Consider the following 26,462-nt stretch of genomic DNA (forward strand, 5'->3'; position numbering starts at 1 on the left):
GGTCGCGGTCACACGCGGTGATAGGGGCTTCCGGCAAGGATCGAGGCCGCGCGGTAAAGCTGTTCGGCCAGCATCACGCGCACCAACATATGCGGCCACACCATTTTGCCAAAGGACAGGCTGGTATCAGCCTGCGCGCGCAGGGCCGGATCAATCCCGTCCGCACCGCCGATAACAAAGGCCACATCACTACGCCCCTCGTCCCGCCAGCGCGCCATAAGGGTCGCAAAGTCAGGCGAAGACAACATCTTGCCGCGTTCATCCAACGTGCAGATCAGCGCGCCCTTGGGGATGGCGCGGGACAACAGGGGGGCTTCGGCGCTCATGCCGCCACCCTTCTTATCCTCAACCTCGTGAATTTGTGCAGGCCCAAGGGCCAGAGCACGGCCTGTGCGGTCAAACCGGGTCAGATAGTCGTCAATCAACGAACGCTCTGGGCCACCTCGCAAGCGGCCCACTGCGCAAATCTGCACCCTCATTGCGGCGCGACCCTGAAGATCAGCTTGGCACGCCGGCGGTGCCGGGCTCTGCCCACATCTTTTCAAGCTGATAGAACTCGCGCACTTCCGGGCGGAACACATGAACGATCACGTCGCCTGTGTCGATCAGAACCCAATCGCCCTGATCTTTGCCTTCGATCTTAGAAAAGACACCCATTTCCTGCTTGAGCTTCTCGGTCAGCTTTTCCGAGATGGCGGCGACCTGGCGCGTCGAGCGACCAGAACACACCACCATGTGATCGGCCATCTCAGACTTGCCACGCAAGTCAATGATCACCACATCCTCGGCTTTGTCATCTTCAAGTGAACTTAGGACCAGCGACAGAATATCGTCGCTGACGTTTCTCTGAGGGGCCGCTGTCATTGCGGAACTCCCTGCAGTCGCATCATCTGCGACCTCTGATTGCGGAGACAGGACATTGTCCTCCTATCGATACGCGCCAATCCGCCCCGGCGCTGGGCACACCTAAATGCTAGCATCACATGGGACTGATCTCAACATTCGTCAAGCAGTCGGGATGGATTGCGAACGCAAAAGCGTCACTCCGGCGGTTTCTGTCCGGACTCGGCCCCGACCTCGTCCTCCTCAAGCAGCCGCACTTCGCGTTGCGGGAAGGGGTGCGTAATGTTGTTTTCCTTGAACGCATCCCACAACGCCAGATAGACATTGCCTCGGATATTGGTCAGCCCGCCGGTTGGATCGTCGATCCAGAACCGAAGGATATAATCGACCGAGTTATCACCAAAGCCGACAACGTGACAAACCGGCGGGCGGAAGCTTAGAACCCGCGGCACTTGGCTGGCGGCGGCGATCGCGACTTTGCGCACCTTATGCGGGTCATCGCCGTAAGCCGTGCCAAAATAGATATCCAGCCGCACGAAGGCGTTGGTATGCGACCAGTTGACCACTTGCCCGGTGATCAGATCCTCGTTCGGGATCAGGTATTCCCGCCCGTCCCGCGTCACGACCGAGACATAGCGCGCACCCAGTTGTTGTATCCAGCCAAACGTCTCGCCAAGACTGATGACATCGCCGGGTTTGATGGATTTATCCAGCAGAATGATGATGCCCGACACAAGGTTCGACACCACCTTTTGCAGACCGAAACCAAGACCCAAACCAATAGCGCCGGACAAGAAGGCCAGACCAGTCAGATCAACCCCGATGACCTTCAAACCAAGGAAAAACGCCGCGCCATAGGCCAGAAGCTGAATGAACTTGACCGTCAGAACCTGCATCGACGGCGAGATATCGTCGTTGTTGCGCACCCTATCGGACGACGCCTGACTGAATATCCGCGCCACCGCAAACAGGGCCGCCGTGACCGCCACGGCGCTGATCACATCCAAAAGCGAGATACGGAAGTTACCCGCCGAAATGGCGATATTATCCAGAACCTCGGCAATTTCGTCAGTGACACCTAGGTAATAGATCGTGACATAGATCCACAGAGCCCACTTTGTCGCCCGCCGCAACACGCGGTTTTCCACGACAACTGACGCCAGCCCGACCAGCACCCAAGCGGTCGCCAGCGTGCCAATCGCGGCAATCAGATATGATCGCGACGGCCATGTGACCTCGCGCATGAAAGACACGACCAGCCAGGACAGCAGGACAAACAGGATCATCGGGATTCGGCGGCGGGTGTGTACACCGAGCCGCAACCGACGTTTGGACCAGCCTTCGCGGGTGCGCAGCCATTTTTCCATGCGGGCGGCCAGCATCTTACCAACAATCCACGAAACGACAGCCAACGCTGCAATGATCGCAACTTGATACAACCGCCACGTTTGGCCCAAGCTTACGACGAAGTCTGCTGCATCGTTCCAAAGGGGAATCAGTTGATCACGCAAACTACCAAGGGTGTCGCTTGCAATGTCAGGCAAGTTATCGGTCCCAGAACTGGTGTCACTGGGGGGCGAGGCGTCGGGATGCGGTGAAGGCGTTGGCTCCATCTGTTGACTTTTACACGCAGGCCACGCGCCGTCTAGAGGCCCACGCGTACCCTTGCCCCAACCCACGCAAACAGGTATCCACTGCGCATGACTCGGGTTTTCGATATGGATGATCGCGCGCGCCTGCCTTGGCGATTTTTCGGTGCGGCGCGTACTGTGCAGGCCCACCTGTAAGGTGGCGCCCCCAACCTATTGCAACCTGACACCCATCCACGCCCATCCACGGAGAGCGATATGACCGCCCCGAAGACACTTTATGATAAAATCTGGGACGCCCATGTGGCCCACGAAGCCGATGACGGCACCTGCCTTCTGTATATTGACCGCCACCTGGTACACGAAGTGACCAGCCCGCAGGCCTTTGAAGGGCTGCGCATGGCGGACCGTCCGGTTCACGCGCCTGACAAAACCATCGCGGTGCCGGACCACAACGTTCCCACAACGCTGGACCGCGCCAAGGGGATCGAGAACGAAGAAAGCCGCATTCAAGTCGAGGCGCTGGACAAGAACGCCAAGGATTTCGGCATCCACTATTACCCTGTGGATGATGTGCGCCAAGGCATCGTGCATATCGTCGGGCCCGAGCAAGGCTGGACCCTGCCCGGCATGACCGTTGTGTGCGGCGACAGCCACACCGCCACCCACGGCGCGTTCGGTGCATTGGCCCACGGCATCGGCACGTCCGAGGTCGAACACGTTCTGGCAACGCAAACGCTGATCCAGAAGAAATCCAAGAACATGAAGGTCGAGGTCACCGGCAAGTTGAAACCCGGCGTGACCGCGAAGGACATCACGCTGGCCGTGATCGGCAAGACCGGCACCGCAGGCGGCACCGGCTATGTCATCGAGTATTGTGGCGAAGCAATCCGCGATCTGTCGATGGAGGGCCGCATGACCGTTTGCAATATGGCCATCGAAGGCGGCGCCCGCGCCGGTCTGATCGCCCCCGACGAAACCACGTTCGAATATGTAAAAGGCCGCCCCCACGCGCCCAAGGCCGGGCAGTGGGAACAGGCGCTGGAATACTGGAAGACGCTCTACACCGATGAAGGCGCGCATTTCGACAAGGAGATCACCCTGAAGGGCGAAGAGATCGAACCCGTCGTGACCTGGGGCACCTCACCCGAGGATGTGCTGCCGATCTCCGCATCGGTCCCCAGCCCCGAAGATTTCACCGGCGGCAAGGTCGAAGCCGCCCAACGCGCGCTTGACTATATGGGCCTGACCCCCGGCCAGAAGCTGACGGATATCGAGATCGACACCGTCTTTATCGGGTCCTGCACCAACGGACGCATCGAAGACCTCAGGGCCGTGGCCGAAGTGGTTAAAGGCAAGAAGATCAAGGACGGGTTGCGGGCGATGATCGTTCCGGGATCGGGCCTTGTGCGCGCGCAAGCCGAAGAAGAAGGTCTGGCCGACATCTTCAAGGATGCAGGGTTTGACTGGCGCCTGGCAGGCTGCTCCATGTGCCTTGCCATGAACCCCGACCAACTGGCCGAGGAAGAACGCTGCGCATCTACTTCCAACCGGAACTTCGAGGGGCGGCAGGGTTATAAAGGCCGCACCCACCTTGTGTCGCCCGCAATGGCGGCGGCGGCTGCGCTGACTGGCAAGCTGACCGATGTGCGCGACCTGATGTGATTCGTGCGCCCTTCCGGGGCAGGCGAAAAAGCTTAAATCGAAGTAATTGTGCGCAACTAGGAAACAGTTGCGCACTTTTTACGTCATCGCGACGCGGCCACCACCACTTTGGATAGATTTCGTCACAATTTTGACGAATTCTCTTTGGGATGCCCGTTTCACGTTGTTAAATTTCATCTGGGGATTTAATCGTCAGGCGGGAGCTTGGCTTGTTATTTGATAAGAGGTTTTTTAAGGGGGTTATCTATGAAAATTGTATTTGCGGCTGCGATCACCGCAGCAGGTTTCGCAACCACGTCCGATGCGGCTGTTCTGAAATTGGACGGGTTCACGTCGTCGGTGCAATCGGTGTCAGTCACCGCGTCGCCCGACGCCAACACGCCGGGAAGGGTCGGGGCAACCGGGTTCAACCTGACCGACACAACCGGAGATATGGGCAGCTTTGTCGGTTGGTGCTTAGACACTGCACACTATGTAATGGAAAAAGGCGACAGTCAGAACTACACATTGACCGACGCCCCGTTTTCAAACAGCTTCAGCCTTACCAACACCGCCCGTGATCGGGTGCAATCGGTGTTTGACGCGAATTACGCGTTGATTGATGTGTCGAACGGCGATCAAGCAGCGGCCTTCCAAATGGCGCTTTGGGAAGCCGCCTATGAAGACGACAATGCGGCGATGAGCGTTTCATCGGGCCTGTTTCAAGCCAGCAGTACCGGCAGCACGGCCTTGGCCAATCAATACCTGTTTGCCGCAGCCAACTATGCCGATGGCGGACAATGGAACCTGTCGTTCCTAGAAGTTGACGGCGATGCAAACCGCGGGCGCTACAGCGGTCAAAACCTTGTCACGGTGTCGCCGGTTCCAGTGCCTGCCGCCGGCCTGTTGCTGGTCACCGGGCTTTTGGGCATGGGCGCCATCACACGCCGCCGTCGCAAAGCTTAAGACGGCTTGCACAACAAGAACCCGGCTCTTGATGACAAGGGCCGGGTTTTTCGTGCGCGAACGCTTGGATTCGCCCGTAAAACCTGCATAAAGCAGGGGAATGTTTGACGCAGCCACGCCCATTTCCGGTGTGGCCGATGCAGAAGGGTGCAGGCTATGGAAAAGTTTCAGAAACTTCATGGGATCGCGGCGCCGATGCCGCTGGTGAACATCGACACCGACATGATCATCCCCAAGGTCTTTCTGAAGACCATCAAACGGTCGGGTCTTGGTGTGAACCTGTTTGACGAAATGCGCTATGATCGCGACGGCAACGAAATTGCCGATTTCGTTCTGAACAAGCCGCAATATCGCGATGCCGAGATTCTGGTCGCGGGCGAAAATTTCGGCTGCGGATCGTCGCGCGAACACGCGCCTTGGGCAATTGCCGATTTTGGGATCAAATGTGTGATCTCGACCAGTTTTGCCGATATTTTCTTCAGCAACTGCTTCAAAAACGGCATCCTTCCAATCGTCTTGCCACAAGAGAAGGTCGACCTTTTGATGGGCGACGCCGAGAAGGGATCAAACGCGCGGATGACCATTGACCTCGAATCGCAAGAGATCACAACCTCGGACGGAGAGGTGATTCCCTTTGAAGTTGATGCTTTCAAGAAGCATTGTTTGCTGAACGGATTGGACGACATTGGCCTGACAATGGAGAAAAAAGCTTCAATTGAGTCATTTGAGGCCCAAGCCGCCACCCAACGACCTTGGGTTTAAACCTCTGAAAAGCCATGCGTTTCATGGGGTGGCTTGCAAGAGCGGCCCCATTTTCTCCTTAATTTGGTGCAAAGTCGCACCACTTTCCCCTTAAATCGACCACATTTGTCGTTGCATTTTAAGCTCAACTTGAAGTGGGGCGACTAAGCAGCACAGTATGTTGAAAATGAAACAGTGACCCGCTGAACGAGGAAACACTGTTTGGGACAAGGGTGCGGCAGGTATAAGCACCCATCCTGGTGGAAGGAAGAAGGTATTGGCTAACCGCATGATAGGCGCAATTGCGCGCGCGTTCCTGATGGTAATCCTGATTGCGACACCATCTATTCTGGTGCCTGGGGTCAGTCAGGAATCCGGTCAGATCGTGATGATTGTCGCGCTGTTCGCAGCGGCGTTGACACTTTTTGAATATGCCTCGACCTATCCAGGGCTGGTCGAATTTCGTGACGCCCCTCCCTTTAACCGCATCCGGTTCGCAGCCCTCTTTTTCTCCGTGTTCTGCCTCTCTGTCATCGTGCGCGGGCAAACCGACAATTCGACCGCGACGCAGTTCATGACCTCGGTTGGAATGCTGATCGGTCAGGCGATCGACTTCCCCTATAGCCCCGTGCGCTTCGTCGTGTCGATGCTGCCGGATACGGCCAGCTTCAACGATATGGTCCTTCTTCGCGCTGCGGCCGGGATGAGCTATCTGATCTCGCTTCTGTCAATGGCTGCGTTTCTGATGGCGCTACGCTTTATGGAATGGCCATCGAAGGCCTCGGGTGCATTCAATGTGTGGGTCAATCTGCCGACGTTCGACCCCACAGCGGGCGGGGATGTCGTCCGTCGGCTGGTACGCGATGCGCGTTTCAACATTGCGCTTGGCTTCCTGCTGCCCTTTGCCACGCCCATCGTTATCACCGCCGCCGTATCGCTGTTTGGGTCGATCTCGGTGGAAAATCACCAAACCATGATCTGGACAGTTGCCGCATGGGCCTTTCTTCCCGCAAGCCTTTTCATGCGTGGCATCGCAATGTTGCGTGTCGCTTTAATGATCAGCAGCGAACGCAAGCGAAACAAGCGCGCCGCAACTGCAGACGGTTTTGCGCACGCCTGACCCATGCTGCACTGGTGCTGGTCGCATTTTTTGCGCCGCTGACCGCCCTCGCGCTGGACCTTCGCATCGCCACATATAACGTCGAGCTGACGCGCAAAGGTCCTGGCCTTTTGTTGCGCGACATTCTGCAGGACAAGGATGAACAGATCGCCGCAGTGATCAAGGTCATCATCGCCACCACCCCCGACATTCTGGCATTGCAGAACTTCGACCACGATGTTGAAAACCACGCCCTGCGCGCGTTCCAGAACGCTTTGGCCGATCAAGGCCACCCCATGCCCCACGCCTTCGCCGCCCAGCCCAACGCGGGCCTTACCACCGGGTTGGACATGGACGGCAATGGCCGCCTGAACGAGGGGCGCGATGCCCAAGGCTATGGCCGCTTCACCGGGCAAGGCGGCATGGCAGTCCTGTCCCGCTATCCGCTGGGCGACGTGCGTAATTTCACAGATTTTTTGTGGAAAGATCTGCCGGGCGCGATCCCTCCGACGTTGAACGGGGCGCCATTCCCATCTGCGCAGGTGTTCAACATCCAACGGCTCAGCAGCGTAGCGCATTGGGATGTACCCGTGCATTTGCCCGACGATAGAGTATTGCATGTGCTGACCTTCCACGCCACCACCCCGGTTTTTGACGGTGACGAAGATCGCAATGGTCGCCGCAACCATGATGAAATCGCATTCTGGCAGAGGTATCTGCGCGGCGACTTGCCGGCCGCTCCGCCAAATGGGCCAGTGGTGATCGCGGGGGATGCCAATCTTGATCCGGCAGATGGCGATGGCCGCCGCGAAGCAATCCAAGGTCTGCTGCGTGACCCGCGCCTGCAAGATCCCAAGCCCCAGCGAACAGGGGCCGCGCACCCCAACGCACCGCCCCAGACCAGCGATCCAGCGTTGGACACAGTTGACTGGCCCGACCCCGAGCCGGGCGATTTGCGAGTCAGCTATGTGCTTCCCGACCGCGCCCTTAATGTGACCGGTACGGGCGTGTTCTGGCCTGACCCGGACGACCCGATGCACGGCCCCGTCACGACCGCATCGCGCCATCGCCTTGTCTGGGTCGATCTGGGCTTCTGACGCCTGATTTCTTGACGCAGCACCCCCGACAGGCTAGGCCAAACGGCGACGCATTTCACAGCAAGGACAGCCCCATGACCAACCCCTCTCTTCTTATCCTGCCCGGTGACGGCATTGGACCCGAAGTCATGGCCGAAGTGCGCAAGATCATCGACTGGATCGGCACCAACCACGGCGTGAATTTCGAGGTGAGCGAAGACCTTGTCGGCGGCGCGGCCTATGACAAGCACGGTGTCCCGCTGGCCGACGAAACGATGGCCAAAGCGCAAGATGTGGACGCGGTGTTGCTGGGTGCCGTGGGTGGGCCGAAATATGACGATCTGGATTTTTCGGTGAAACCCGAGCGTGGCCTGCTGCGTCTGCGCAAGGAAATGGACCTTTATTCTAACCTGCGCCCGGCACAATGTTTCGACGCGCTGGCCGACTTCTCGTCGTTGAAGAAAGACATCGTCTCCGGTCTTGATATCATGATCGTGCGCGAACTGACCTCGGGCGTTTATTTCGGCGAACCGCGCGGCATCTTTGAAGAGGGCGGCGAACGAGTTGGCATCAACACCCAACGCTATACCGAAACCGAGATCGAACGCGGCGCACGGTCGGCCTTTGAGTTGGCGATGAAACGCAACAAACGTCTGTGCTCGATGGAGAAGGCCAATGTGATGGAATCGGGCATCCTGTGGCGCGAGGTCGTGACCCGCGTTGCCAAGGACTATCCCGAGGTCGAACTATCCCACATGTATGCCGATAACGGCGCCATGCAGCTGGTACGAGCGCCCAAACAGTTTGACGTGATTTATACGGATAACCTGTTCGGCGACATCTTGTCCGACTGCGCCGCCATGTTGACGGGATCGCTGGGAATGCTGCCGTCAGCATCGCTGGGTGCCCCGATGGAAAACGGGCGTCCCAAGGCTCTTTACGAACCCGTCCACGGTTCCGCCCCCGACATCGCGGGTGAGGGCAAAGCCAACCCATGCGCCTGCATCCTGAGCTTCGCCATGGCGCTGCGCTATAGCTTCGACATGGGCGCCGAGGCCGACCGCGTAGAAGCCGCCGTTGAAAAAGTTCTGGCCGATGGCATACGCACGGGCGACTTACTGAATGAAGATGGCGTCAAACCCGCTTCGACCTCGGAAATGGGCGATGCGGTGATCGCCGCGCTGAACGCGAGCCTCTGAACCAAATATCAAATCAATAAACCGGTCGGCGCCCATGCGTCGGCTGGTTTTCTTTGTCGCGATCACACCTGTGATCGACTATGGGTTTTGATGCCGCCTTAATTGCATTCACGAACGACAAAACCGAAAACAGCCCAGCCGCTTTGCCCCTTGCCCGATTTGGGCACTAAAACGAAGATGGTTCTGACCTTATAAAGCACTATTTTGGGCTTGCCTCTTGCCGCACTTGGCGCTATCCCGCCCGACACGGTCGGGCTGTAGCGCAGCCTGGTAGCGCACCTGCTTCGGGAGCAGGGGGTCGGAGGTTCGAATCCTCTCAGCCCGACCAGTTTTCAAGACACGTCAAATGAAACGCCGCCCGACACGAATGTCGTTCATCTGAAAGCTTGTGACAATCACGCAAATGTTGGATAACTGACAGCCCATTCCAGCGTATTCGGTAGAATACGCAGATATTTGTTTGCTTTGTCGCAACAGTGCAGCGCGTCAATTCCGATACTTCACGCTCGTCTATCGGTCATCATTGACAAGCCACCGTGCCGGGCGCTTGATCTTATTGGAAGTCTTGTCGCAACAACGCGGGTTGAATTGATGAAAGGCGCGAAAAAACATCAGATAGCGTGGTCTATCGCGTTTATTTTGTCCGTCGCGGGCGGGCTGTTCGTGTCATTGGCTATTTATGCATCGCGGATGATCTGGCCCGATCCGGCCGAGGTTCTTGCCGCCTATTCAGATGGCGCTTTGCTGCCCACGCCTGATGAACCTTCGACCCTGGAACCTGACGCCCTGCCTTTTGCGCTGGTCGCCATCGTTGATCAGCCGGCCGTGCCAGAACTTGATGCGCCATCCCCCGTGGCCCCTGCCCTTGCGCCGGTTCCGTCTTGGGGTCAGCCGGGCCGCATGGCTGCAGCTTTCCGTGGCTCGCCCTTGCAACCCGGCAACGACCTGACGGGGGTGAAAGCGACACCACTGATTGACATGCCGATTGTCTTGGCATTTTCATCGGATGCATTGGCGGTCGATACACCCACCCAAGCCGAAGATGTGTTCCGCTTGGGTATCCCGACAGATATGGTGTCACAGGCCGTACATGGGGCGGGTAATACCGATTACGAGCTTGATATGAGGATCGCCGCACTGGCTGAACCGGTGCCAAGCGTCCCGCCTAACGATGTGTTCGTCGTAGCGAAAAGCACACCCGCGCCAGTAGCAGATCAGGTCTTCACTGTTGGTGAACCGGCCCATTGGCCGCAGCTTGTCGACCATCAGACCGTCGTGGCTGTCTCGCAGTCGCTGGCTATGGGTGATGGCGCGACGGGCAACGCGCCCACGATCAAGGCCGCTAACGCCGCGATACCCAGCCGTGCGGCGTTGCAGCGGATTGCCATGCCGCAAGTGCAGTTGGCCAGTGTGTCAAGCGACCTACTCTCCCCGCCGCCGCTGATAATAAAGCCGGCGAAAAGGCCCGAAGATGTCGAAGTGGATGAATTTGCGCGAACCGTGGCGAACGTACTGGCCGCAACGCCAATTCCCACGCGCACCCCGCAGGTCGCCACCCGGCCAACAACCCCAACGCGTCCGGTCCGCGCAGATTTGGTCCCTGTGTCTGCCCCGGTCGCCGCACCGCCGAAGCCTGTAGACGGTCGTCCGCATCTATCGGTCGTCGGCGTCTTTCAGACCGACGGCACCCCTTGGGCGCTGCTTGAACTCAGCGATGGGCGCATCATCAAAGCCACTAGGGGCACCCAATTTGATGCTATCAAGATCTCACGCATTCGGGGCGATAAGGTCTGGGTCCGCAACGGTGGGTCGGAAAAGGGGCTGACGACCGGACAGTTCATGGTGCTAAAATAGACCTCACCGTGATCGCCCGCGCGCCTATTCAGCGTTGCGAAGATAGAAGTCCATTTCTCGGGTTCGGTGTACTAAGCTGTAATTCTTCATTACTTCGACAAAGCGTGGATCGGCTTCCATAAAAGTCATCCAAGTAATTGACGCAGTTTCAAGACGCCCTACATCGCGCATCGCGACGATGAGGTCCGGTTTGTGTCGCACGATGTCTTCCAAGTTTCCGTCGCGGTTTCGATCCGCAAAGCCTGTCAGCTTCTCACAGAGCATAGGGTGCAGATTGCAATCGGTCTGCGCCAGTTTGCTGATGGCGCCCGGATAAAGCCAGTTGTGTGGATACCGGCTGACCCAGTCCACACCCAGCCGAAGCGCAACCGGCGCGCCCGGATCAAGAAGGGTCGATCCAGCCATCAAGCTTGTGATCGGCCCATGTTTCTTAGCAACGCTAACCACAACATCCGTCATTTCGTTTCGGTGTTTGCCAAATTGAATTAATCCGAAGATCAACAACCCACCGAAAACGTAAGACGGCAACGTCCGAACCAGATTTATTCTTGACGTCAACAGCGCCATTACCGCAGCCAGAAGTGCGTAACAAAGAAACGGGATAAGGTGATAATGAAAAGCGGTGCTTTGTGCAAAATAGCTTATCAAGCCGGCGAATGCGGCCAAAGCGAAAAGATTTGCGTTGGCGTTAGGTTGAAATAATAACACTGACATCGCAAGCAAGCCAAGCGTCATCGGTACCAACTGATCTAACAAAACCTCTGACATCGGTTTTTTGAACGCGCCATAAACATCTACCGCCATTGGCGCGATGTCACCCAGATACTCGGGGTGGCGCGTCATGACGAAGGCGACATAAAACACACCGACAAACAGCATAGCCAGATAGCGTGGGTATATGATCGGGGCAATCGACCGGTTGCGCCATATATCCCGGGCCAGAAACGTCAAAGGGAAAAGCAGAAAAAAAGGTTTGATGCAAATCCCGATTGCGGCAAACACGCTGCTTGCCAGCGACGGCGTGCGCTTGTCTGCCGACAGGTTTCCAATCAGCCACGGCGACAGGAACAATACCAGAAGATGTTCACGTTGTGCAATTTCGCTGCCCGCCCCAAGGATGTAGATAATCGCCATGAAGATGAAGAACGCGTAGTAACGGACTGGCGACAAGTCGGTAACACGACGCAAGACCGCGCCGCTCCAGACCATGCTGACAAGATACAGCAGCGCCACCGCCAGATATTGGCCGTTCGTGTCACTGATATGTAACGCATCTGCAAGCCAAAGCGCCGGGACCGTCAAATAAAAGTTCAGGGGCGGATTGACCTCGACAATATCGACGTAAAGCCGGGCGCCATCCAACATTTTGCGCGTCGCGACCAGATACCACGCCGTTTCGTGGTTGATGGGCCAGTTCCAGTAAAGCCCGATCAAAACAGTGCTGAGGACCAGCGCGATGGCGACGACCGGCCACGGGGGTAACGCGATCGCGGCGCGGTCGGAAAACACCCAGAATCGCAGCGCAAGAAATGTCGCGATAGGCACCAGAACAACCACCAACGCCATCGCCAGATAGAAGCTGCCCCCACCCCAGGTGCTGACCACCCCGACGATTGTGCTGCTGGCGACAAGACCCATCGACGCGACGAACACAAACCGCGGGAACTGGCCCTTTTGTGTTGGCTCTGCGGCGAAAGTGACGCGCGAATGGCCCGTGTATGACACCAGAACAGCCACGCAGAACCCTGCAAAATTGGCCCACATATCCGGCACGGAAGCATACCGATAAGCGAGAGAAGCAACCAGAACATGGGTCAGCGTGGCCAGGCCGCCCACACCTATGAAGCGAAGCAATTGTGCAGGCACGGATCAGGTTTCCTTCATCAAAACGGGCACTGGGCAGCACGTAACCAGTGGCTTGCAAGCGTGCATGCGATTGCGATGATCATCCACCCCCCCTGCCCGCGTCGTCGACGCCCTGCTGATGATAAGACCGTACAATGTAAAGCGGACGCTGGCGCACCTCGGTATAGATGCGGCCCACATATTCGCCGATGATGCCCAAGGCAAACATATTCATCCCGCCAAAAATCAGGATCAAGATCACGGTCGAGGCATAACCGGGCGTATCAACACCGAATAACAACGTCCGGAAAAACAGGAACGCGGAATACAGCAACGACCCAACCGCCATGGTCAGACCGATATAGGTCCAGATCCGCAATGGCGTGGTCGAGGCGGCAAAAATACCGTCCAACGCGAGCTTCCACAGCTTCCAATATGACCACTGGGTTTCGCCAGCCGCGCGGGCGGGGCGGTCATATTCGACCTCGATGGTTTCAAATCCAACCCAGCTGAACAGCGCCTTGTTGAACCGCGACCGCTCTCCAAGGGCGCAGATGGCGTCCACCACTTCGCGATCCAGCAGGCGGAAGTCGCCGACGCCGGTCGGGATCGGATAGTCGGCCAAAGCATTGAATAGGCGATAAAACAGACCGGCACTGATGCGCTTTGCCCAAGTATCGGCGTCACGGCGGGCGCGGCGGGCGTTCACCACCTTGGCCCCGTCGCGCCAGCGGGCGACCATATCCACGATCACTTCCGGGGGGTCCTGCAAATCCACGTCGATCGGGATGGCCGCATCGCCGCGCGCGTGGTTCAGGCCAGCGGACAATGCGGCCTCTTTCCCGAAATTGCGCGACAGGTTCACCAAGGCGATCTGGGGCCAGTCGTCACGGCAGGCCAGGATCACGCGCTCGGTCGCGTCGCGGCTGCCGTCATTGACGAATAGGTATTCCACATCCAGATCATCGCCAAGCGGATCCAACGCCTTCGACGTCTGCTCAAGAAACAGGCGAATGCTGTCTTCTTCGTTGAACACAGGAATGATCAGAGAGATCATCTGCCGCCGCTGCACCCCAGGTTCAGAGTGGTCCAGCACTGTTGTATCTTTCGCCCCTGCCATAGTCCTACGCCTTGTAATTGCTATTTGCCGCGTTGGCGCTGCAAACACTCGTCAATTCGCGCAGAATATGATGACGCGAAGTCGCGCTGCAAGCTGCGTTTGGAATATGATCCGCGATTGCGATGCAGCGCGACGCGTGCGCTACGGTTTAACGGTGTGGACGGGGCGTCCTGCGGTCAGGCCGTGAACTTTTGAGACGATGGCCTCGGCATCAATCCCATGGTGGCGATACAAGTCGCTGATTGTGCCAGTCTGGCCGAAATGTTCGACGCCCAAGGGGATGGTCCGGTGCCCCACGACGCTGCCCAGCCATGCAAGCGTTGCCGGGTGGCCGTCGATGACCGTCACCAGCCTGCAATGCGGTGGCAGGTCCCGCATCAGATGTTCAATATGCGACGTGGCGCTGGCAATGCCCCGCGCTCGCGCCCGTTGGGCGGCCGTCCACCCAGCGTTCAACCGATCCGACGATGTCACGGCAAGGACACCAATATCGCGCCGACCTTCGCCGATAATGCCAGCGGCCTTGATCGCCTCGGGTGCGACGGCCCCTTGGTAGGCAATCACCACCTCGCAATTCGGCCCCGGTTTGCGCAGCCAATAGGCCCCGTCGATGGCGCCTTGCCGAAACGCCTCGTCATGGCGTTTGCCGGGCTGCTCGATCGGGTTGGTCGTCAGGCGCAGATAGACGCTGCCGCCGGTCTCGTCACGCAACCATGTGCGTTCGTCCGGGTCTCCTTCGCCGTCGCGTTGCAGATAGTCGAAGGCCCATTCCATGATCACAGCCAATTCGTCCGCGAAGGCCGGCTCAAACGCCGCCAGCCCGTCCTGCGACATGCCGATCAAAGGCGTGCCGACCGATTGGTGCGCGCCGCCTTCGGGCGCCAGCGTCACACCCGACGGCGTGCCCACCAGTATGAACCGCGCATCCTGATAACAGGCATAGTTCAACGCATCGAGGCCGCGGCTCACGAACGGATCATAGACCGTGCCGATGGGGATCAGCCGTTTGCCAAACAGGCTGTGGCTCAGCCCCGCGGCGCCCAGAAGCAGCATCAGGTTCATTTCGGCGATGCCAAGTTCGATATGCTGGCCTTCGGGCGTGAACTCCCATTTCGCGGTCGAGGGGATGCGGTGTTCAATGAACGCGTCCGCCTGCGCGGTGCGCGCAAACAGCTTGCGCCGGTTCACCCAAGGGCCAAGGTTCGTCGTCCCCGTCACATCGGGTGAAGTCGTCAAGATCCGCGCCGCCAGATCACTGTCACCTTTGGACAGGTCGTCAAGGATTTTGCCAAACGCCATTTGGGTCGAGAATTCGCGATCCGAGGAGATTTCTATTGTTGGCACGTCCAGCTTGGCGTCGTTAAACCGCCGGGTGCCCTTGGCGAAGAACGGCACGTCCTTCAGGAACTTCTTCAGCGCGCCGGGGTCGTCCACGGTGGCGAACGGCTCCCATTCCTCACCTTCGGCCACGCCCATATGGGTCTGCCATTCGGCAAACTGGGTCTTGTTCATCAGCCCGCCGTGATTGTCCTTGTGGCCCGCAATCGGCGTGCCCCAGCCCTTGATTGTATAGGCCAGAAAACAGGTCGGGCGGTCGTGGTCGATGGCGGCGAAAATGTCGGCCATCGTCTGAACGCAGTTGCCGCCAAGGTTCTCCATCAACTCGGCCAGTTCTTCGTCCGAGCGTCGGTCGATCAGCGCGCTGACCTCGCCCTGATCGCCCAGATCATCCATCAGCCGCTTGCGCCATACCGCACCGCCCATAAAGGTCAGCGCCGAGTATTCAGCGTTGGGGCAGGCGTCGATCCAGTCGCGCAGCGCCTCGCCGCCCGGCTCTGCAAACGCCGCGCGTTGCAACGCGCCGTGTTTGATGCGGACCACGTCCCAGCCGAAGGCATCGAATATCTTTTCAACCCGTTCAAACAGCCCTTCGCGCACGATCCCGTCAAGCGATTGCCGATTATAGTCGATGATCCACCAAGTGTTGCGCAGATCGTTTTTCCAGCCCTCTTGCAAGCACTCATAGATGTTGCCCTCGTCCAGCTCTGCATCGCCGACCAGTGCCACCATCCGGCCCATGGGCGCGTCTTTGCCCCATGGTTTCGCGCCAACATAGTCCTGCACGATCGAGGCAAAGGACGTGATCGCCACACCCAGCCCGACGGACCCGGTCGAGAAGTCCACATCGTCGATGTCCTTGGTGCGCGAGGGATAACTTTGCACCCCGCCGAAGCCGCGGAAGTTCTCCATCTTCTCGCGGGTCTGATTGCCCATCAGGTATTGCATGGCGTGAAAGATCGGGCTGGCATGGGGCTTCACCGCAACCCGATCTTCAGGTTTCAGCGTCGTGAAATACAGCGCCGTCATGATCGACACCATTGACGCAGACGACGCCTGATGCCCGCCGATCTTGATCCCATCCACCTTGGGTCGGACGTGGTTCGCGTGGTGAATCATCCAGTGCGACAACCACAAAAGCCGCTGCTCAATCGTCTGAAGATGCTGAAAGTCCGCCCGCTTGGGTAGGGTCGTGCGCGCCGTCATCGCGATTTCCTTTAAGCAAAATACGTTGCGCGAAGTCTATCGACATTTCCGCGCGATGTCACAGGCGCAGCGATGATGGGCTGTTGATACAACTCGCACACGTGATGACACAGATGAGCGCAATACGGCCACCCAGTGTGTTGAACAGAGGTACAACGCTTTCCTGCCGCGTATATTTAGTCGGATTGGTCGCCCTGAACTGGGCGCATCGTGGCAATCAGCTCGGCCACTTTCAGGCCGAATTTCCGCATCTCGGACTTGTTCATGATAACGCCGTCCTGCGTCAGATACAGCCAGTCGGTCGCGTCCAGAGTATGACCTCCGGCCTCGGGCGGCAGGACGATCTTGTACCTGATCAAGACGGTCGAACCAGATACGACGCCGCGCGCTTCGCCCACGATATCATCGGCGGTGGCGGTAAAAGTGTTATCATCGCCCAGTTTCAGAAACCATTTGCGGTTCTGCTCGCGCCCGTTGGAATAAACGAACTTTTCCGTCAGAGTACCAGTGTCACCATCCCATTCGCCGACCATCTCGGCGACGAAGCTGTTGGACAACTTGCCCTTGGGGCCGAAAATCAGCCCCTCAGAAGCGAAGCTGCCCGACAGATGCTCTTTCAACGAAAATGCCGGGCCGGCTGTATCGGCGTAGTCATCCGGGCTTTGCGCGCGAAAGCTGAAAAGCATGGTCTTAGCGAAGGTCGCCGCCAAGACCAGCAATAAAAAAGCGGTCAGAAGTTTCATTGGATACGCTCCTTGGTGGGAAGCGCCAGCACAAGGGCGAAAGCGCAGAGTTTCAGGATACAGGGCACGATGGCATAGGCGATGTTTAGGGTGGTCAGGGCCGCGTCGCTGTTGATTTGGCCGGGCTGAAAGCCGCTTTGCTCAAGCAGCGGCAGAACGGCGAAAGCGGCCAAGGCCAGCCCGAGCTTGCCCGCAAAGGACCAGATGCCGAACGCCGCCGATGCGCTTAACCCCGCCCGTGTCAGAACGACCGAGAACATGGCAGGTAAGACGACCATATCAGCCCCAAGTGCCGCACCCGATGCCACGCAGATCAGGGCAAATCCGATCAGATTTCCGGGGGCCAGAAACGCTGCGCCGATAAAGCCCAGGATCGCCAGCGGCATAGAAATCACAAGCGTCATTTTCGTGCCCACGCGTCGGCTCAGTCCCGTCCAGAGCGGCACACTGACCCCCGCGCACAGGAAGAACAAGATCAGAAGCGGCCCGCCCTTTCCCGGCAGTTGCAACCGATCTTCGACAAAGAACAGAAACAGCGTAGACGTCACCGCGACCGGCAGACTGTTGACCAGCGCCAGAAGCAAAAGACGCAACGCCCCTGCCCCCGCCAAGCCGGACAATGACAGCCCCTCGCCCAGCACCGGTTTGCGCTGCCACACGGGAAAGCTGAGCAACGCGACCGTGGCTGCCACAAAACCAAGAAAGCAGCCAAAGACAGGATAACCCTGCCCACCTGCGCCAAACGCCACGAACGCCGCCGGTGCGATGGCCGCGATCACGACACCCGCCAGCATTCCGCCTTCGCGAAAGGCGGCAAGGGTCATAAGGTCTTGTTCTCGTGGCGAATACGCGAGCGTCGCGCTGCGCCCATAAAGCAGGATCATGCCAAGGCTATAGGCCGAGAATAGCAGGACCAGCACCACCACAAGCCGGGCAACGACTGCCCCGCCGGGCTCAAGCGAGAAGAGGACAGGAAAGCCAACCGCCAACCCGGCAGCCGCCAACATTGCAAAAAAGCTTTGCGCCTTGGGCCAACGGTCAATCGCCCAGCCCAAAAGCGGATCTTGCACTAGATCGACCAGCCGAATGACCAACAAGATCACGCCGATCACCCCCAGCCCAATGCCCAGATTAACCGAAGCGAACCGCGGCAGATGAATGTAAAGAGGGATGCCAGCAGCCGCCAGCATCAGTGCATAAAGGCTGACGCGCGGATAGACCATTCAAGACCCCAACAGCTTTCGCGTGAAGGATTTGGACCGCGTATTCTCGCCCACGAAAATGCCCATGAAGCGGCGCTTGATCTGTGGGTGCGACAGGGTGCAAGTGCGTTGGCCGTTGCGCCAGAATGCGACCTTATTGGCACCATCGGACACGGCCAGATAGCGGTCGCCATTGCCGACAGCCTTGAAACAGGTATTCAATTGCGCCTCAAGCGGAAGCGCGCCACCGGTACGTTTGAATTCACGCAGCGTTGCTTCGACAAGATCGTATTGGGTCAGGTCACGTAGGTATGTCAGCTCGATCCCGAAATTCTGGCTCCAATTCAACGCCGCCCCGCCCACGGTGAACAGCCGTGCCTGATACAGCGGAAAGCCCAGAAAGCGCAGAGTGGCGGCGCCGCGCACCTCGGCACCCGGAAGGACGGCGGCAGCGGTTTTGCTTTGTGCCAACGCCACCGGCACGCTGGCGCTGACCAACATTGCCGCAGCCAATATGGCTTTAAGGCCGGGCATGAGCCAACTCCACCTGAACGACATTCGTATGACCCACAGCGAACGAGGCCGCGCAAATCTCTAGATAATACTGCCAGTTGCGCTGGAACGCCTCGCCATACCCCATTTCGGCGATCTTGCGCTTCTGTTGGGTGAACCGTTCGGCCCAGATGCGACAGGTTTTGGCATAGTCCTGCCCGAAAGCAAAATTGTCTTGCACCTGAAGCCCGGCCTTTCGCGCCTGTTCGGCGATCACGCTGTCTGACAACAGCATGCCGCCTGGAAAGACATACTGTCGGATGTAGTCGGACGAGGTCTTGTAAGTCTCGAAAAAGCTGTCTTTGACGGTGATTGCCTGCAACAGCACACGCCCACCTTCGGCAAGGTTCTGTTTCAGAACCGCGAAATAGTCGGGCCAGTAGCGCGCACCGACCGCCTCGATCATCTCGATTGAGACGATGTTGTCGTATTTTCCATCAATGTCGCGATAGTCGCGCAATTGAATATCGGCCCGCCCATCCAGACGACATTCCGCATAGGAATGTTGGTTGCGCGAGATGGTCACGCCGGTCACATCACGCCCATGGTGGGTTGCATGTTCGGCAAACCCGCCCCATCCACAGCCGATTTCCAACACCCGTTCTCCCGTCCCAAGTCGGGACAGCGCGCGGGCATTCTTGCGCGTCTGGGCTTCGGTCAGATCATCGCTGCCATCCATGAACAAGCCGGATGAATAGGTCATGCCTTCGTCCAGCCACAGCTGATAAAATTCGTTCCCAACGTCGTAATGCGACCGAATGTTCTTGCGCGACCCCCGGCGGGAATTCGCGCGCAGCATGGTATCGACCAGTCGGAACTTGGCGCGGTTGAACGCGTTTGCGCGGTCATAGGATGCCAAGTGGTCGCGATTGCGCATGGCCACAGACATCAAGGTTTCAATCGAGGACGTGTCCCACATCCCCTGCACATAGGCCTCGCCCAGTCCAACCTGCCCATGCGCGGCCATTGCTGATACGGCTGCCCAATCGTGGATTACCATCTCGGCCTCGGCGCCTGATGTGCCGAAATGATGGCTGTCGCCTTCAGGCGTGTGCAGGGTCAACTGCCCCTCGCGCAAGCGTTCACAGGTGGACAGAAATTCCGACTTCAGGGCTTTGTTCGTCAAACGCAATGTCCGATCCTTTCAGTGAGTGGTCATTATTGATCATCCGCACGACCCGCATCGCACTTGCGATGCCGTCTTCGTGAAACCCGTGCCGATGATAGGCCCCGGCAAACCAAGTGCGGTTCATGCCTTGCATGGCACGCAACTCGTCCTGCGCCTGAAGCGCAGGTTTGTCGAAGACAGGGTGAGCGAATTCGACCTCGTCATAAATCTTGTCCGCTGGAATCGGGGTCGAGGGGTTCAGGGTCACGAAAAGCGGGTCGCTTTCGGGAATGTTCTGCAACTTGTTCATCCAGTAGGTGACGCCAATCGCTCCGTTTTGCGACCGGTACGCCCAGCTTGACCAGCACGCCTTGCGCTTTGGCATCTGACCGGGATCGCAATGCAAAACCGCCTTGTTGGGCTGATAGCGGATGCGGCCAAGCGCACTTGCCTCGGCCTTGGTTGCATCGTCACCCAGCATCGCCAAGGATTGATCCGAATGGCAGGCAAGGATGATGTCGTCATAGCCCTTATCATGGGCGCCGTCGGTCTGGACCGATACACCATAGGGCATCCGGGCAACCCGCGTCACCGGTGCTCCGACCCGGATATCAACGCCGCGTGTGCGCAGGGCAGCCTCAAGACGTTTGACGTATTCGATACTGCCGCCCTTAACAGTCCACCACTGGTGTTCGCCAATCCCGGCCAGCAACGCGTGATTGCGGAAAAACTGAACAAGGGACCGCGCGGGAAATTGGTCGACATCATCCACGGGTGTCGACCAGATCGCGCCGCACATCGGCATCAGGTAATTATTGCGAAACCAAGGACCAAGTCCGAGCTCATCCACCAGCTCGCCGATGGTCTTGTCATTGTCTTTCGCGGCCTGTTCCGCGTGCTTACCGAACCGCAGGATATCCGCAATCATCTTGTAATATTGTGGCCGCAGCAGGTTCCGCTTTTGCGCCGTTATGCATTTCAGATTGCGAAGACCATATTCCAACCGCCCGTCGTCGATACTTGCGCCGAAGCTCATTTCGCTTTTGGTCACGGGCACATCAAGGTCGCGAAACAGACGGGTCAAATAGGGGTAGGTAACATAATTGAAAACGATAAACCCGGTATCGACGGGCTGGTCACCATTCTTCCCTGCGATCACCGTGCGCGCATGGCCACCCAATCTTGGCGCGGCCTCGTAAATCGTGACATCGTGGTGGGGGGACAGATAATAGGCCGCCGACAGGCCCGAAATTCCGCCGCCGACGATTGCAATTTTTCGACGCGGCCTGCGCTGTTGGTCAAGCATTGGTGCCTCATTCTTGTAAATACATGAAAGGGTTACGACCGTAAGATCAGCTTGGATCAAAAAAACGAAGCAATACTTGATCCAATCTCTCATCCTGTCCGTAGAAAGAGTAATATGGTTGACCACGTCCAAGCCCAAACGCTGCACGCACGGCGCGGCAAGCTAAAGAACGCCTTTAAGTACGGCGTTGATTTTGTGTTGTGCGATTTATCCAGCGATGTTCAACCCGTGCTTCTGTCACGCAATCGCTTCAACCTGTGGTCCTTGTGGGACAAACATCACGGCGGGCCACGTGGTGACGGTCGAGGCGTGGATTGGTTTCGCGACGAGCTTGAGGCGCGCGGGCTGCCCACCGCAGATTGCAACCTTCTGCTGCTGACCCAGCCCAGCTTTCTGGGCATTCATTTCAACCCGGTCAGCTTCTGGATCGCCACCAGCAACGGCACACCGCGTGCTTTTATTGCCGAGGTGAACAACACGTTCGGTGACCGGCATTGCTACTTCTGTGCCCATGATGATTTTAGGGCTATTGAAAAACGCGACACGATCATTGCCGAAAAGCTGATGCATGTCTCCCCTTTCCAAAAGGTCGAAGGACAATACCGGTTCAACTTTGGTATGACAGACGACGCATTCGACATCCGCATTCTATACGAAAATGGCGACGAAGGGCTGTTGGCCACGCTGGTCGGGGATCGGCGCCCGGCCACCAGTGCCTCGCTTGCGTGGGCGGCGCTGCGCAGGCCATTTGGTGCGGCGCGCGTGGTCGCGTTGATCTATTGGCAGGCATTCATCCTTTACCGAAAACGCGCTCCGTTCAAACGCAAGCCTGCCCCGCCGGACCCGTTGGTATCTGACAGCAAGACCTTCCGAAGGAGCAAATGATGGTTGAGTTCAAAGGAAAGACTTATTGGCTGATCGGCGCAAGCGAAGGGCTGGGCCGCGCACTGGCGCGTGATCTGGACAACGAGGGCGCGCGGCTGGTTGTCTCGGCCCGCAGCGCGGATCGGTTGCAAAGCCTGACGGACGAACTGTCAAACGCGCGCGCTGTGCCCTTTGATGTGACCGACCTTGACCAAGTGCGTGATGCCGTGGCGCAGGCAGGCGATGTGGATGGGATCGTCTACATCGCAGGGGCATATGACCCGATGCGCGCAACCGAATGGGACAGCAAATCCGCGATGGTCATGTGCAATGTCAACTTCATCGGCGCCATGAACGTGATGGGCGAGGTGATGCCGGCGCTTACCAAGAAGGGGCGCGGCGATATCACCCTGATCGGGTCGCTGGCGGGGTATCGCGGCCTGCCCGCCTCGGTCGGTTACAGCGCCAGCAAGGCGGCCATCGTCAGTCTGGCTGAAACGCTGCGCTTTGACCTGAAAGACACTGATATCGTTGTCAGGATCGCCAATCCCGGCTTCATCAAGACCCGCCTGACCGAGAAAAACAGCTTCAAGATGCCGATGCTGATGTCGCCCGACGACGCGGCAAAACATGTCTTGAAAGCGATGCGCAAGACTCGTTTTCGCACCGACTTCCCCGCCCCATTCTCTTGGGGGATACGGCTGTTGGAATATCTGCCGGATCTTGTTGTTTACCGGGGAAAATAATCAAAACTTAGTCTGAAAGAGCAATGCCGCCCAACAAAGGGGCGGCATTTTCTTTGGCTACGTAACGCTGTCTTAGTGACACGCTGGACGCTTACCCGGCAACAGAACCTTGTCGATTACATGAATTACACCGTTGTCGGCCATGATGTCGGCGATGATTACATTCGCGGTCTCGCCGGTGCTGTCGGCGATGGTGACACCATCAGCGCCCGACGTGATGCACAGCCGCGCGCTGGTCAAGGCAGGTTTGAAATAGTTCGAACCCTTTGGAATCATTCCCGCAGTCAATTTCCGGTCATCAACATGATACAGAAGGATATCCGTCAGTTTTCCCTTGTTTTCAGGCTTCAGAAGCGTGTCAAGCGTGCCATCGGGCAACGCCGCAAAGGCGTCGTTGACAGGGGCATAAACTGTGAAAGGACCAGGGCCGGACAGCGTGTCGGCCAGATCAGCAGCGGTGACAGCTGCAACGAGGGTAGAGAAACGGTCATCAGCCGCCGCGATCTCAACGATGTTGTCAGCCTTTGCGGTGGCCGCAGTGATGGTCAGAGCCAGCGCCGCAACGGCGGTTTTAGTAAGGGTTTTCATCAGGTTATCTCCTTGTTGGCAGGCTAACAGCCCATGTTTAACTTATACTTACGCAGAATATACGGCGCCGGTTCGCGTGCGGTTCACCGTGTTTCAAGTCGTCACACGAACGTGAGTTTTCGCGATCTCAAGCCCTTGATAAAAAAGAAAAACCTGCGCCAGAGCGCAGGTTTCTTTCAGACTTTACAGGGTGTGTTGAGTGGTGGCCTAAATTCGAAAAATCGGCTGCAGAAGACGGGGCATAAACGCGTTGAACCGCAGGGGCGCATCGGTGGCCGCCAGACAGATGCACGGCTCGCCTTCATCCGCGATGGGTGTGTGATCCAGATCTTCGTTCGCAATCTCGATATCGCCGACGTCGAACTGGCCGGTTTCATCACTGAAACTGCCCTGAAGCACCAACGTCATCTCGATCCCGTTGTGCCCGTGATCCGGCACAGCCTGCCCCCCGGGAATGTAGAGCAGACGAACCGACCCCTGCTTGCTTTCCGACAGGATCGACTGGCGCACGCCCATACCAAGCGTTTTCCATTTCGGCTCTTGCCCCTTCAACGCTTCGACCACCGGGCGCGGATAGATGCCTTGGCGGGTATATTGCGCAATGTTGGGCGCTGGCGCGTCAAGTTGCGCAAGAAGGTCGGCCTTCATCCCGTCCGACACAGCGACGCCATCCGTTGCGTCCAGCAACGCACCGCCAACGCTCTGATGCGCCTCTAGCGTCACGCGGCAGGTCGGGCACAGCGACACGTGGCTGGCCACTGCAACGGCAAAGTGATGCGGCAAGCTGCCCGCGGAATAGGCGGCCAGCATTGCATCGGGTATATGATGGGTAATTGCGGTCATTCTCGCATTCCCTTTAGCTCATGTCTCAACCGTTCCAGCCCCAACCGGATACGGGATTTGATGGTTCCAAGTGGCAGGCCGGTCTGGGTGCTGATTTCCTGGTGGGTCAACTCGCCCAGATAGGCCTTTTCGATAATCTCGCGCTGCTCTGGTTTCAGCGACGACAGTGCTTGCTTTAACTTGCCCGCTTCTTGCTCGACCGCAAGAATTTGGCTTGCATCGGGTTCCGAACCGGGATCTTCGGCCAATTCATCCGGCACCGGGCGATTTTCCTTGCGCACGACGTCGATGTGACGATTGCGCGCGATCTGATAGATCCACGCCGACACTTGCGCGCGGTGCGGGTCAAACATCGCGGCCTTGCGCCACACCGTCAGCATGACGTCCTGCACGATCTCTTCCGCCTGATGGGCCGAACAGCCCGTACGCATTATAAAGCCTTTCAAACGCGGGGCGAAGTGATCAAACAGCGCGCAAAACGCGGCCCGGTCACGATTGTCCCGAATGGCGAGCATCCAGACGGTCTGCTCTGAAATCTCGGTTTTCTTCTGCGACACCGGCTTTCCTTCGCGACGACGCATTGCGGCCATGGGGGGCCTGATGCGCGGGGGATCAAGGTTCAGTGTCAACATAACCTCAATACGAGGCACTATGAAACTCGGATCACTCTGCCGCGCGTTTTTTTTCGCAGTCTGTTTATCGGGCCTTACTGGTGCGATATCCGGTGGAAAAGATGGGTAAATGTGGCCGCGCCCACGATCGGGATCAAAAGGTTGATCAGGGGGATCGACAAAGGGATAGCCATCAGCGTGCCAGCCAGCCAAATGCGCATGTTGTTACGCGCCCGCATCCGGTTCGCCTCGGCCCGGCCCACGCGACGCATAGCGGCCATCTGGAAATACTCACGCCCCAGAAGATAGCCGTTCACAACCCAGAACAGGATCGGCGCCAGCGGGCCGACGAAGAAAAACAGGATCAGAGCGATCAGGTTCACGCCGACAAGCACACCCAGAAATCCAAGGCTGTCGCGGATCGTTTCAATCATCGGCACATCCGGCGCGGGGGGCAGATCGGGATAGTGTCGCGCCTCGACCGCGTCGGCCACGTCGTCCAGAAAGATGCCGGTGAATGCGCCAGCAACAGGCACCATCAGAACGACCGACAGAACGATCATCACCAGAAGTGACGCCCACCATGCGATACCGTCGACCCATGAAACTTCGCCAATGAATGGCAAAGCCAGGGTGTCGGGCACCAAGAACCCGACCAGCCAAGTCATCGCCACAGTGACCGCGATCAGTAGACCAATGGTCAGCGCCAGCCCTTTCCACAGAACAGAGCGAAAGCGCGGGTCGGTCATTTGCGCGACCGAGCGGAAGAAATCGTCAAGGATCATGCGTCCACCCACGTCGTGATTGCATCCAGATCAGGGCGGGGCCGTTCGGGCGGTGGGTTGGTTTGCGTACCGATATGGATGACGCCCGCAACGGTTTCATCATCCCCCAACCCCAACCCATCGCGCAGGAAAGTGCGGTCATAAACAGGCCAGCCGGTCAGCCAGTTCGCCCCCCAGCCCGACGCCAGCGCGGCGTTCAATAGCGCAAGGCAAACGGCACCCGCCGAATACACTTGCTCGATCTTCGGTATCTTGTCGGATTGAACGGGGGCTGAGACGACGACCACCGCCAATGGACTGTCCTGATAGGCGGACTTCGCTTTGGCGATCTGCGCGGGTGCCTCGTTGCGCTCTGCGCCGCGGGTCTCGACCAGATCAGCAAGACGTGCCAATGCGCCCCGTTCCAAGACGATAAAGCGCCACGGCTCCAGCTTGCCATGGTCCGGGCTGCGCGCGGCGGCGGTCAGGATGGGTTGAAGCGCCGCACGATCAGGCGCAGGATCCGTCAGCGTTTTGGCCGGGCGCGACCGGCGGGTTAGCAGAAATTGCAGCGCAGCTTCGTTGCGGTCAGGCATGGTTTTGTCCTTGATCTGG

Annotated in this window: 25 protein-coding genes and 1 tRNA gene; 10 read left to right on the top strand and 16 right to left on the bottom strand. The window is 58.1% G+C overall.

What is annotated here, in order from left to right; all coding sequences use genetic code 11:
- Positions 1 to 8 precede the first annotated feature (8 nt).
- From rlmH to MN186_RS13105, 3 genes are all read right to left on the bottom strand, one after another.
- Positions 9 to 479 carry a 23S rRNA (pseudouridine(1915)-N(3))-methyltransferase RlmH gene (rlmH, locus tag MN186_RS13095; RefSeq protein ID WP_242114810.1) on the bottom strand — a complete coding sequence of 157 codons (471 nt, stop codon included), beginning with the start codon at positions 477 to 479 and terminating at the stop codon, positions 9 to 11.
- Positions 480 to 498: 19 nt separating this feature from the next.
- A complete protein-coding gene (rsfS, locus tag MN186_RS13100) occupies positions 499 to 864 on the bottom strand; it encodes a ribosome silencing factor (RefSeq protein WP_242114811.1) in 366 nt (121 codons plus the stop codon).
- Positions 865 to 1,040: 176 nt separating this feature from the next.
- Complete coding sequence (locus tag MN186_RS13105; protein ID WP_420838935.1) at positions 1,041 to 2,456, bottom strand: mechanosensitive ion channel family protein; 1,416 nt, start codon at positions 2,454 to 2,456, stop codon at positions 1,041 to 1,043.
- Between the two features lie 234 nt (positions 2,457 to 2,690).
- Between MN186_RS13105 and leuC the strand changes: the two genes are divergently transcribed.
- The 8 genes from leuC to MN186_RS13145 all read left to right on the top strand — a co-directional run bounded on the left by leuC (position 2,691) and on the right by MN186_RS13145 (position 11,011).
- Positions 2,691 to 4,097 (top strand): 3-isopropylmalate dehydratase large subunit, encoded by a 1,407-nt coding sequence (leuC, locus tag MN186_RS13110; protein ID WP_242114813.1) that lies wholly within the window; start codon positions 2,691 to 2,693, stop codon positions 4,095 to 4,097.
- Between the two features lie 246 nt (positions 4,098 to 4,343).
- Complete coding sequence (locus MN186_RS13115; RefSeq protein WP_242114814.1) at positions 4,344 to 5,042, top strand: VPLPA-CTERM sorting domain-containing protein; 699 nt, start codon at positions 4,344 to 4,346, stop codon at positions 5,040 to 5,042.
- Positions 5,043 to 5,198: 156 nt separating this feature from the next.
- Positions 5,199 to 5,804: a 3-isopropylmalate dehydratase small subunit gene (gene leuD / locus MN186_RS13120; protein WP_242114815.1), complete on the top strand. Its 606-nt coding sequence runs from the start codon at positions 5,199 to 5,201 to the stop codon at positions 5,802 to 5,804.
- A 256-nt stretch (positions 5,805 to 6,060) separates the two neighbouring features.
- On the top strand, positions 6,061 to 6,903 hold the full coding sequence (locus tag MN186_RS13125) for a hypothetical protein (RefSeq protein ID WP_242114816.1): 843 nt from the start codon (positions 6,061 to 6,063) through the stop codon (positions 6,901 to 6,903).
- A 14-nt stretch (positions 6,904 to 6,917) separates the two neighbouring features.
- Positions 6,918 to 7,979: an endonuclease/exonuclease/phosphatase family protein gene (locus MN186_RS13130; RefSeq protein WP_338024994.1), complete on the top strand. Its 1,062-nt coding sequence runs from the start codon at positions 6,918 to 6,920 to the stop codon at positions 7,977 to 7,979.
- Between the two features lie 74 nt (positions 7,980 to 8,053).
- Positions 8,054 to 9,157, top strand: coding sequence for a 3-isopropylmalate dehydrogenase (leuB, locus tag MN186_RS13135; protein ID WP_242114817.1), 1,104 nt, complete (start codon positions 8,054 to 8,056; stop codon positions 9,155 to 9,157).
- A 251-nt stretch (positions 9,158 to 9,408) separates the two neighbouring features.
- Positions 9,409 to 9,485 (top strand) — tRNA-Pro (locus MN186_RS13140).
- Between the two features lie 263 nt (positions 9,486 to 9,748).
- Positions 9,749 to 11,011 (top strand): hypothetical protein, encoded by a 1,263-nt coding sequence (locus MN186_RS13145; protein WP_242114818.1) that lies wholly within the window; start codon positions 9,749 to 9,751, stop codon positions 11,009 to 11,011.
- Between the two features lie 24 nt (positions 11,012 to 11,035).
- On the opposite strand, the gene MN186_RS13150 is transcribed toward MN186_RS13145, so the two are convergent.
- The 8 genes from MN186_RS13150 to MN186_RS13185 all read right to left on the bottom strand — a co-directional run bounded on the left by MN186_RS13150 (position 11,036) and on the right by MN186_RS13185 (position 21,431).
- Positions 11,036 to 12,877, bottom strand: a complete 1,842-nt coding sequence (locus MN186_RS13150; RefSeq protein ID WP_242114819.1) for a GtrA family protein — start codon at positions 12,875 to 12,877, stop codon at positions 11,036 to 11,038.
- Positions 12,878 to 12,956: 79 nt separating this feature from the next.
- Positions 12,957 to 13,976: a glycosyltransferase family 2 protein gene (locus tag MN186_RS13155; RefSeq protein WP_242114820.1), complete on the bottom strand. Its 1,020-nt coding sequence runs from the start codon at positions 13,974 to 13,976 to the stop codon at positions 12,957 to 12,959.
- 141 nt (positions 13,977 to 14,117) lie between these two features.
- Positions 14,118 to 16,520, bottom strand: coding sequence for a transketolase (locus tag MN186_RS13160; RefSeq protein ID WP_242114821.1), 2,403 nt, complete (start codon positions 16,518 to 16,520; stop codon positions 14,118 to 14,120).
- Positions 16,521 to 16,696: 176 nt separating this feature from the next.
- Positions 16,697 to 17,263 (bottom strand): DUF3833 family protein, encoded by a 567-nt coding sequence (locus tag MN186_RS13165; RefSeq protein ID WP_242114822.1) that lies wholly within the window; start codon positions 17,261 to 17,263, stop codon positions 16,697 to 16,699.
- Positions 17,260 to 18,486, bottom strand: coding sequence for an MFS transporter (locus MN186_RS13170; RefSeq protein WP_242114823.1), 1,227 nt, complete (start codon positions 18,484 to 18,486; stop codon positions 17,260 to 17,262). The genes MN186_RS13165 and MN186_RS13170 overlap by 4 nt, the downstream gene beginning before the upstream one ends.
- Positions 18,487 to 18,999, bottom strand: coding sequence for a chalcone isomerase family protein (locus tag MN186_RS13175; RefSeq protein WP_242114824.1), 513 nt, complete (start codon positions 18,997 to 18,999; stop codon positions 18,487 to 18,489). It lies immediately after the preceding gene.
- On the bottom strand, positions 18,986 to 20,149 hold the full coding sequence (locus tag MN186_RS13180) for an SAM-dependent methyltransferase (protein WP_242114825.1): 1,164 nt from the start codon (positions 20,147 to 20,149) through the stop codon (positions 18,986 to 18,988). The genes MN186_RS13175 and MN186_RS13180 overlap by 14 nt, the downstream gene beginning before the upstream one ends.
- Positions 20,100 to 21,431 carry an NAD(P)/FAD-dependent oxidoreductase gene (locus MN186_RS13185; RefSeq protein ID WP_242114826.1) on the bottom strand — a complete coding sequence of 444 codons (1,332 nt, stop codon included), beginning with the start codon at positions 21,429 to 21,431 and terminating at the stop codon, positions 20,100 to 20,102. Before MN186_RS13185 ends, MN186_RS13180 begins: the two co-directional genes overlap by 50 nt.
- Positions 21,432 to 21,545: 114 nt before the next feature.
- Here MN186_RS13185 and MN186_RS13190 point away from each other — a divergent pair, with 114 nt between their 5' ends.
- Complete coding sequence (locus MN186_RS13190; RefSeq protein ID WP_242114827.1) at positions 21,546 to 22,316, top strand: DUF1365 domain-containing protein; 771 nt, start codon at positions 21,546 to 21,548, stop codon at positions 22,314 to 22,316.
- Complete coding sequence (locus tag MN186_RS13195) at positions 22,316 to 23,041, top strand: SDR family NAD(P)-dependent oxidoreductase (RefSeq protein WP_242114828.1); 726 nt, start codon at positions 22,316 to 22,318, stop codon at positions 23,039 to 23,041. Before MN186_RS13190 ends, MN186_RS13195 begins: the two co-directional genes overlap by 1 nt.
- 72 nt (positions 23,042 to 23,113) lie before the next feature.
- On the opposite strand, the gene MN186_RS13200 is transcribed toward MN186_RS13195, so the two are convergent.
- From MN186_RS13200 to MN186_RS13220, 5 genes are all read right to left on the bottom strand, one after another.
- The gene (locus MN186_RS13200; protein ID WP_242114829.1) at positions 23,114 to 23,629 is read right to left on the bottom strand and encodes a fasciclin domain-containing protein; all 516 of its coding nucleotides are present in this window, start codon (positions 23,627 to 23,629) and stop codon (positions 23,114 to 23,116) included.
- Positions 23,630 to 23,836: 207 nt separating this feature from the next.
- The gene (locus tag MN186_RS13205; protein ID WP_242114830.1) at positions 23,837 to 24,472 is read right to left on the bottom strand and encodes a ChrR family anti-sigma-E factor; all 636 of its coding nucleotides are present in this window, start codon (positions 24,470 to 24,472) and stop codon (positions 23,837 to 23,839) included.
- Complete coding sequence (locus tag MN186_RS13210) at positions 24,469 to 25,104, bottom strand: sigma-70 family RNA polymerase sigma factor (protein ID WP_420838936.1); 636 nt, start codon at positions 25,102 to 25,104, stop codon at positions 24,469 to 24,471. The genes MN186_RS13205 and MN186_RS13210 overlap by 4 nt, the downstream gene beginning before the upstream one ends.
- Positions 25,105 to 25,178: 74 nt before the next feature.
- Entirely contained in the window at positions 25,179 to 25,868 is a 690-nt protein-coding gene (locus tag MN186_RS13215; protein ID WP_242114831.1) for an EI24 domain-containing protein, read from the bottom strand.
- A complete protein-coding gene (locus tag MN186_RS13220; protein ID WP_242114987.1) occupies positions 25,865 to 26,443 on the bottom strand; it encodes a nitroreductase family protein in 579 nt (192 codons plus the stop codon). The genes MN186_RS13215 and MN186_RS13220 overlap by 4 nt, the downstream gene beginning before the upstream one ends.
- Positions 26,444 to 26,462 lie beyond the last annotated feature (19 nt).

It is taken from the genome of Aliiroseovarius sediminis (assembly GCF_022678485.1).
Taxonomy (GTDB): Bacteria; Pseudomonadota; Alphaproteobacteria; order Rhodobacterales; family Rhodobacteraceae; genus Aliiroseovarius; species Aliiroseovarius sediminis.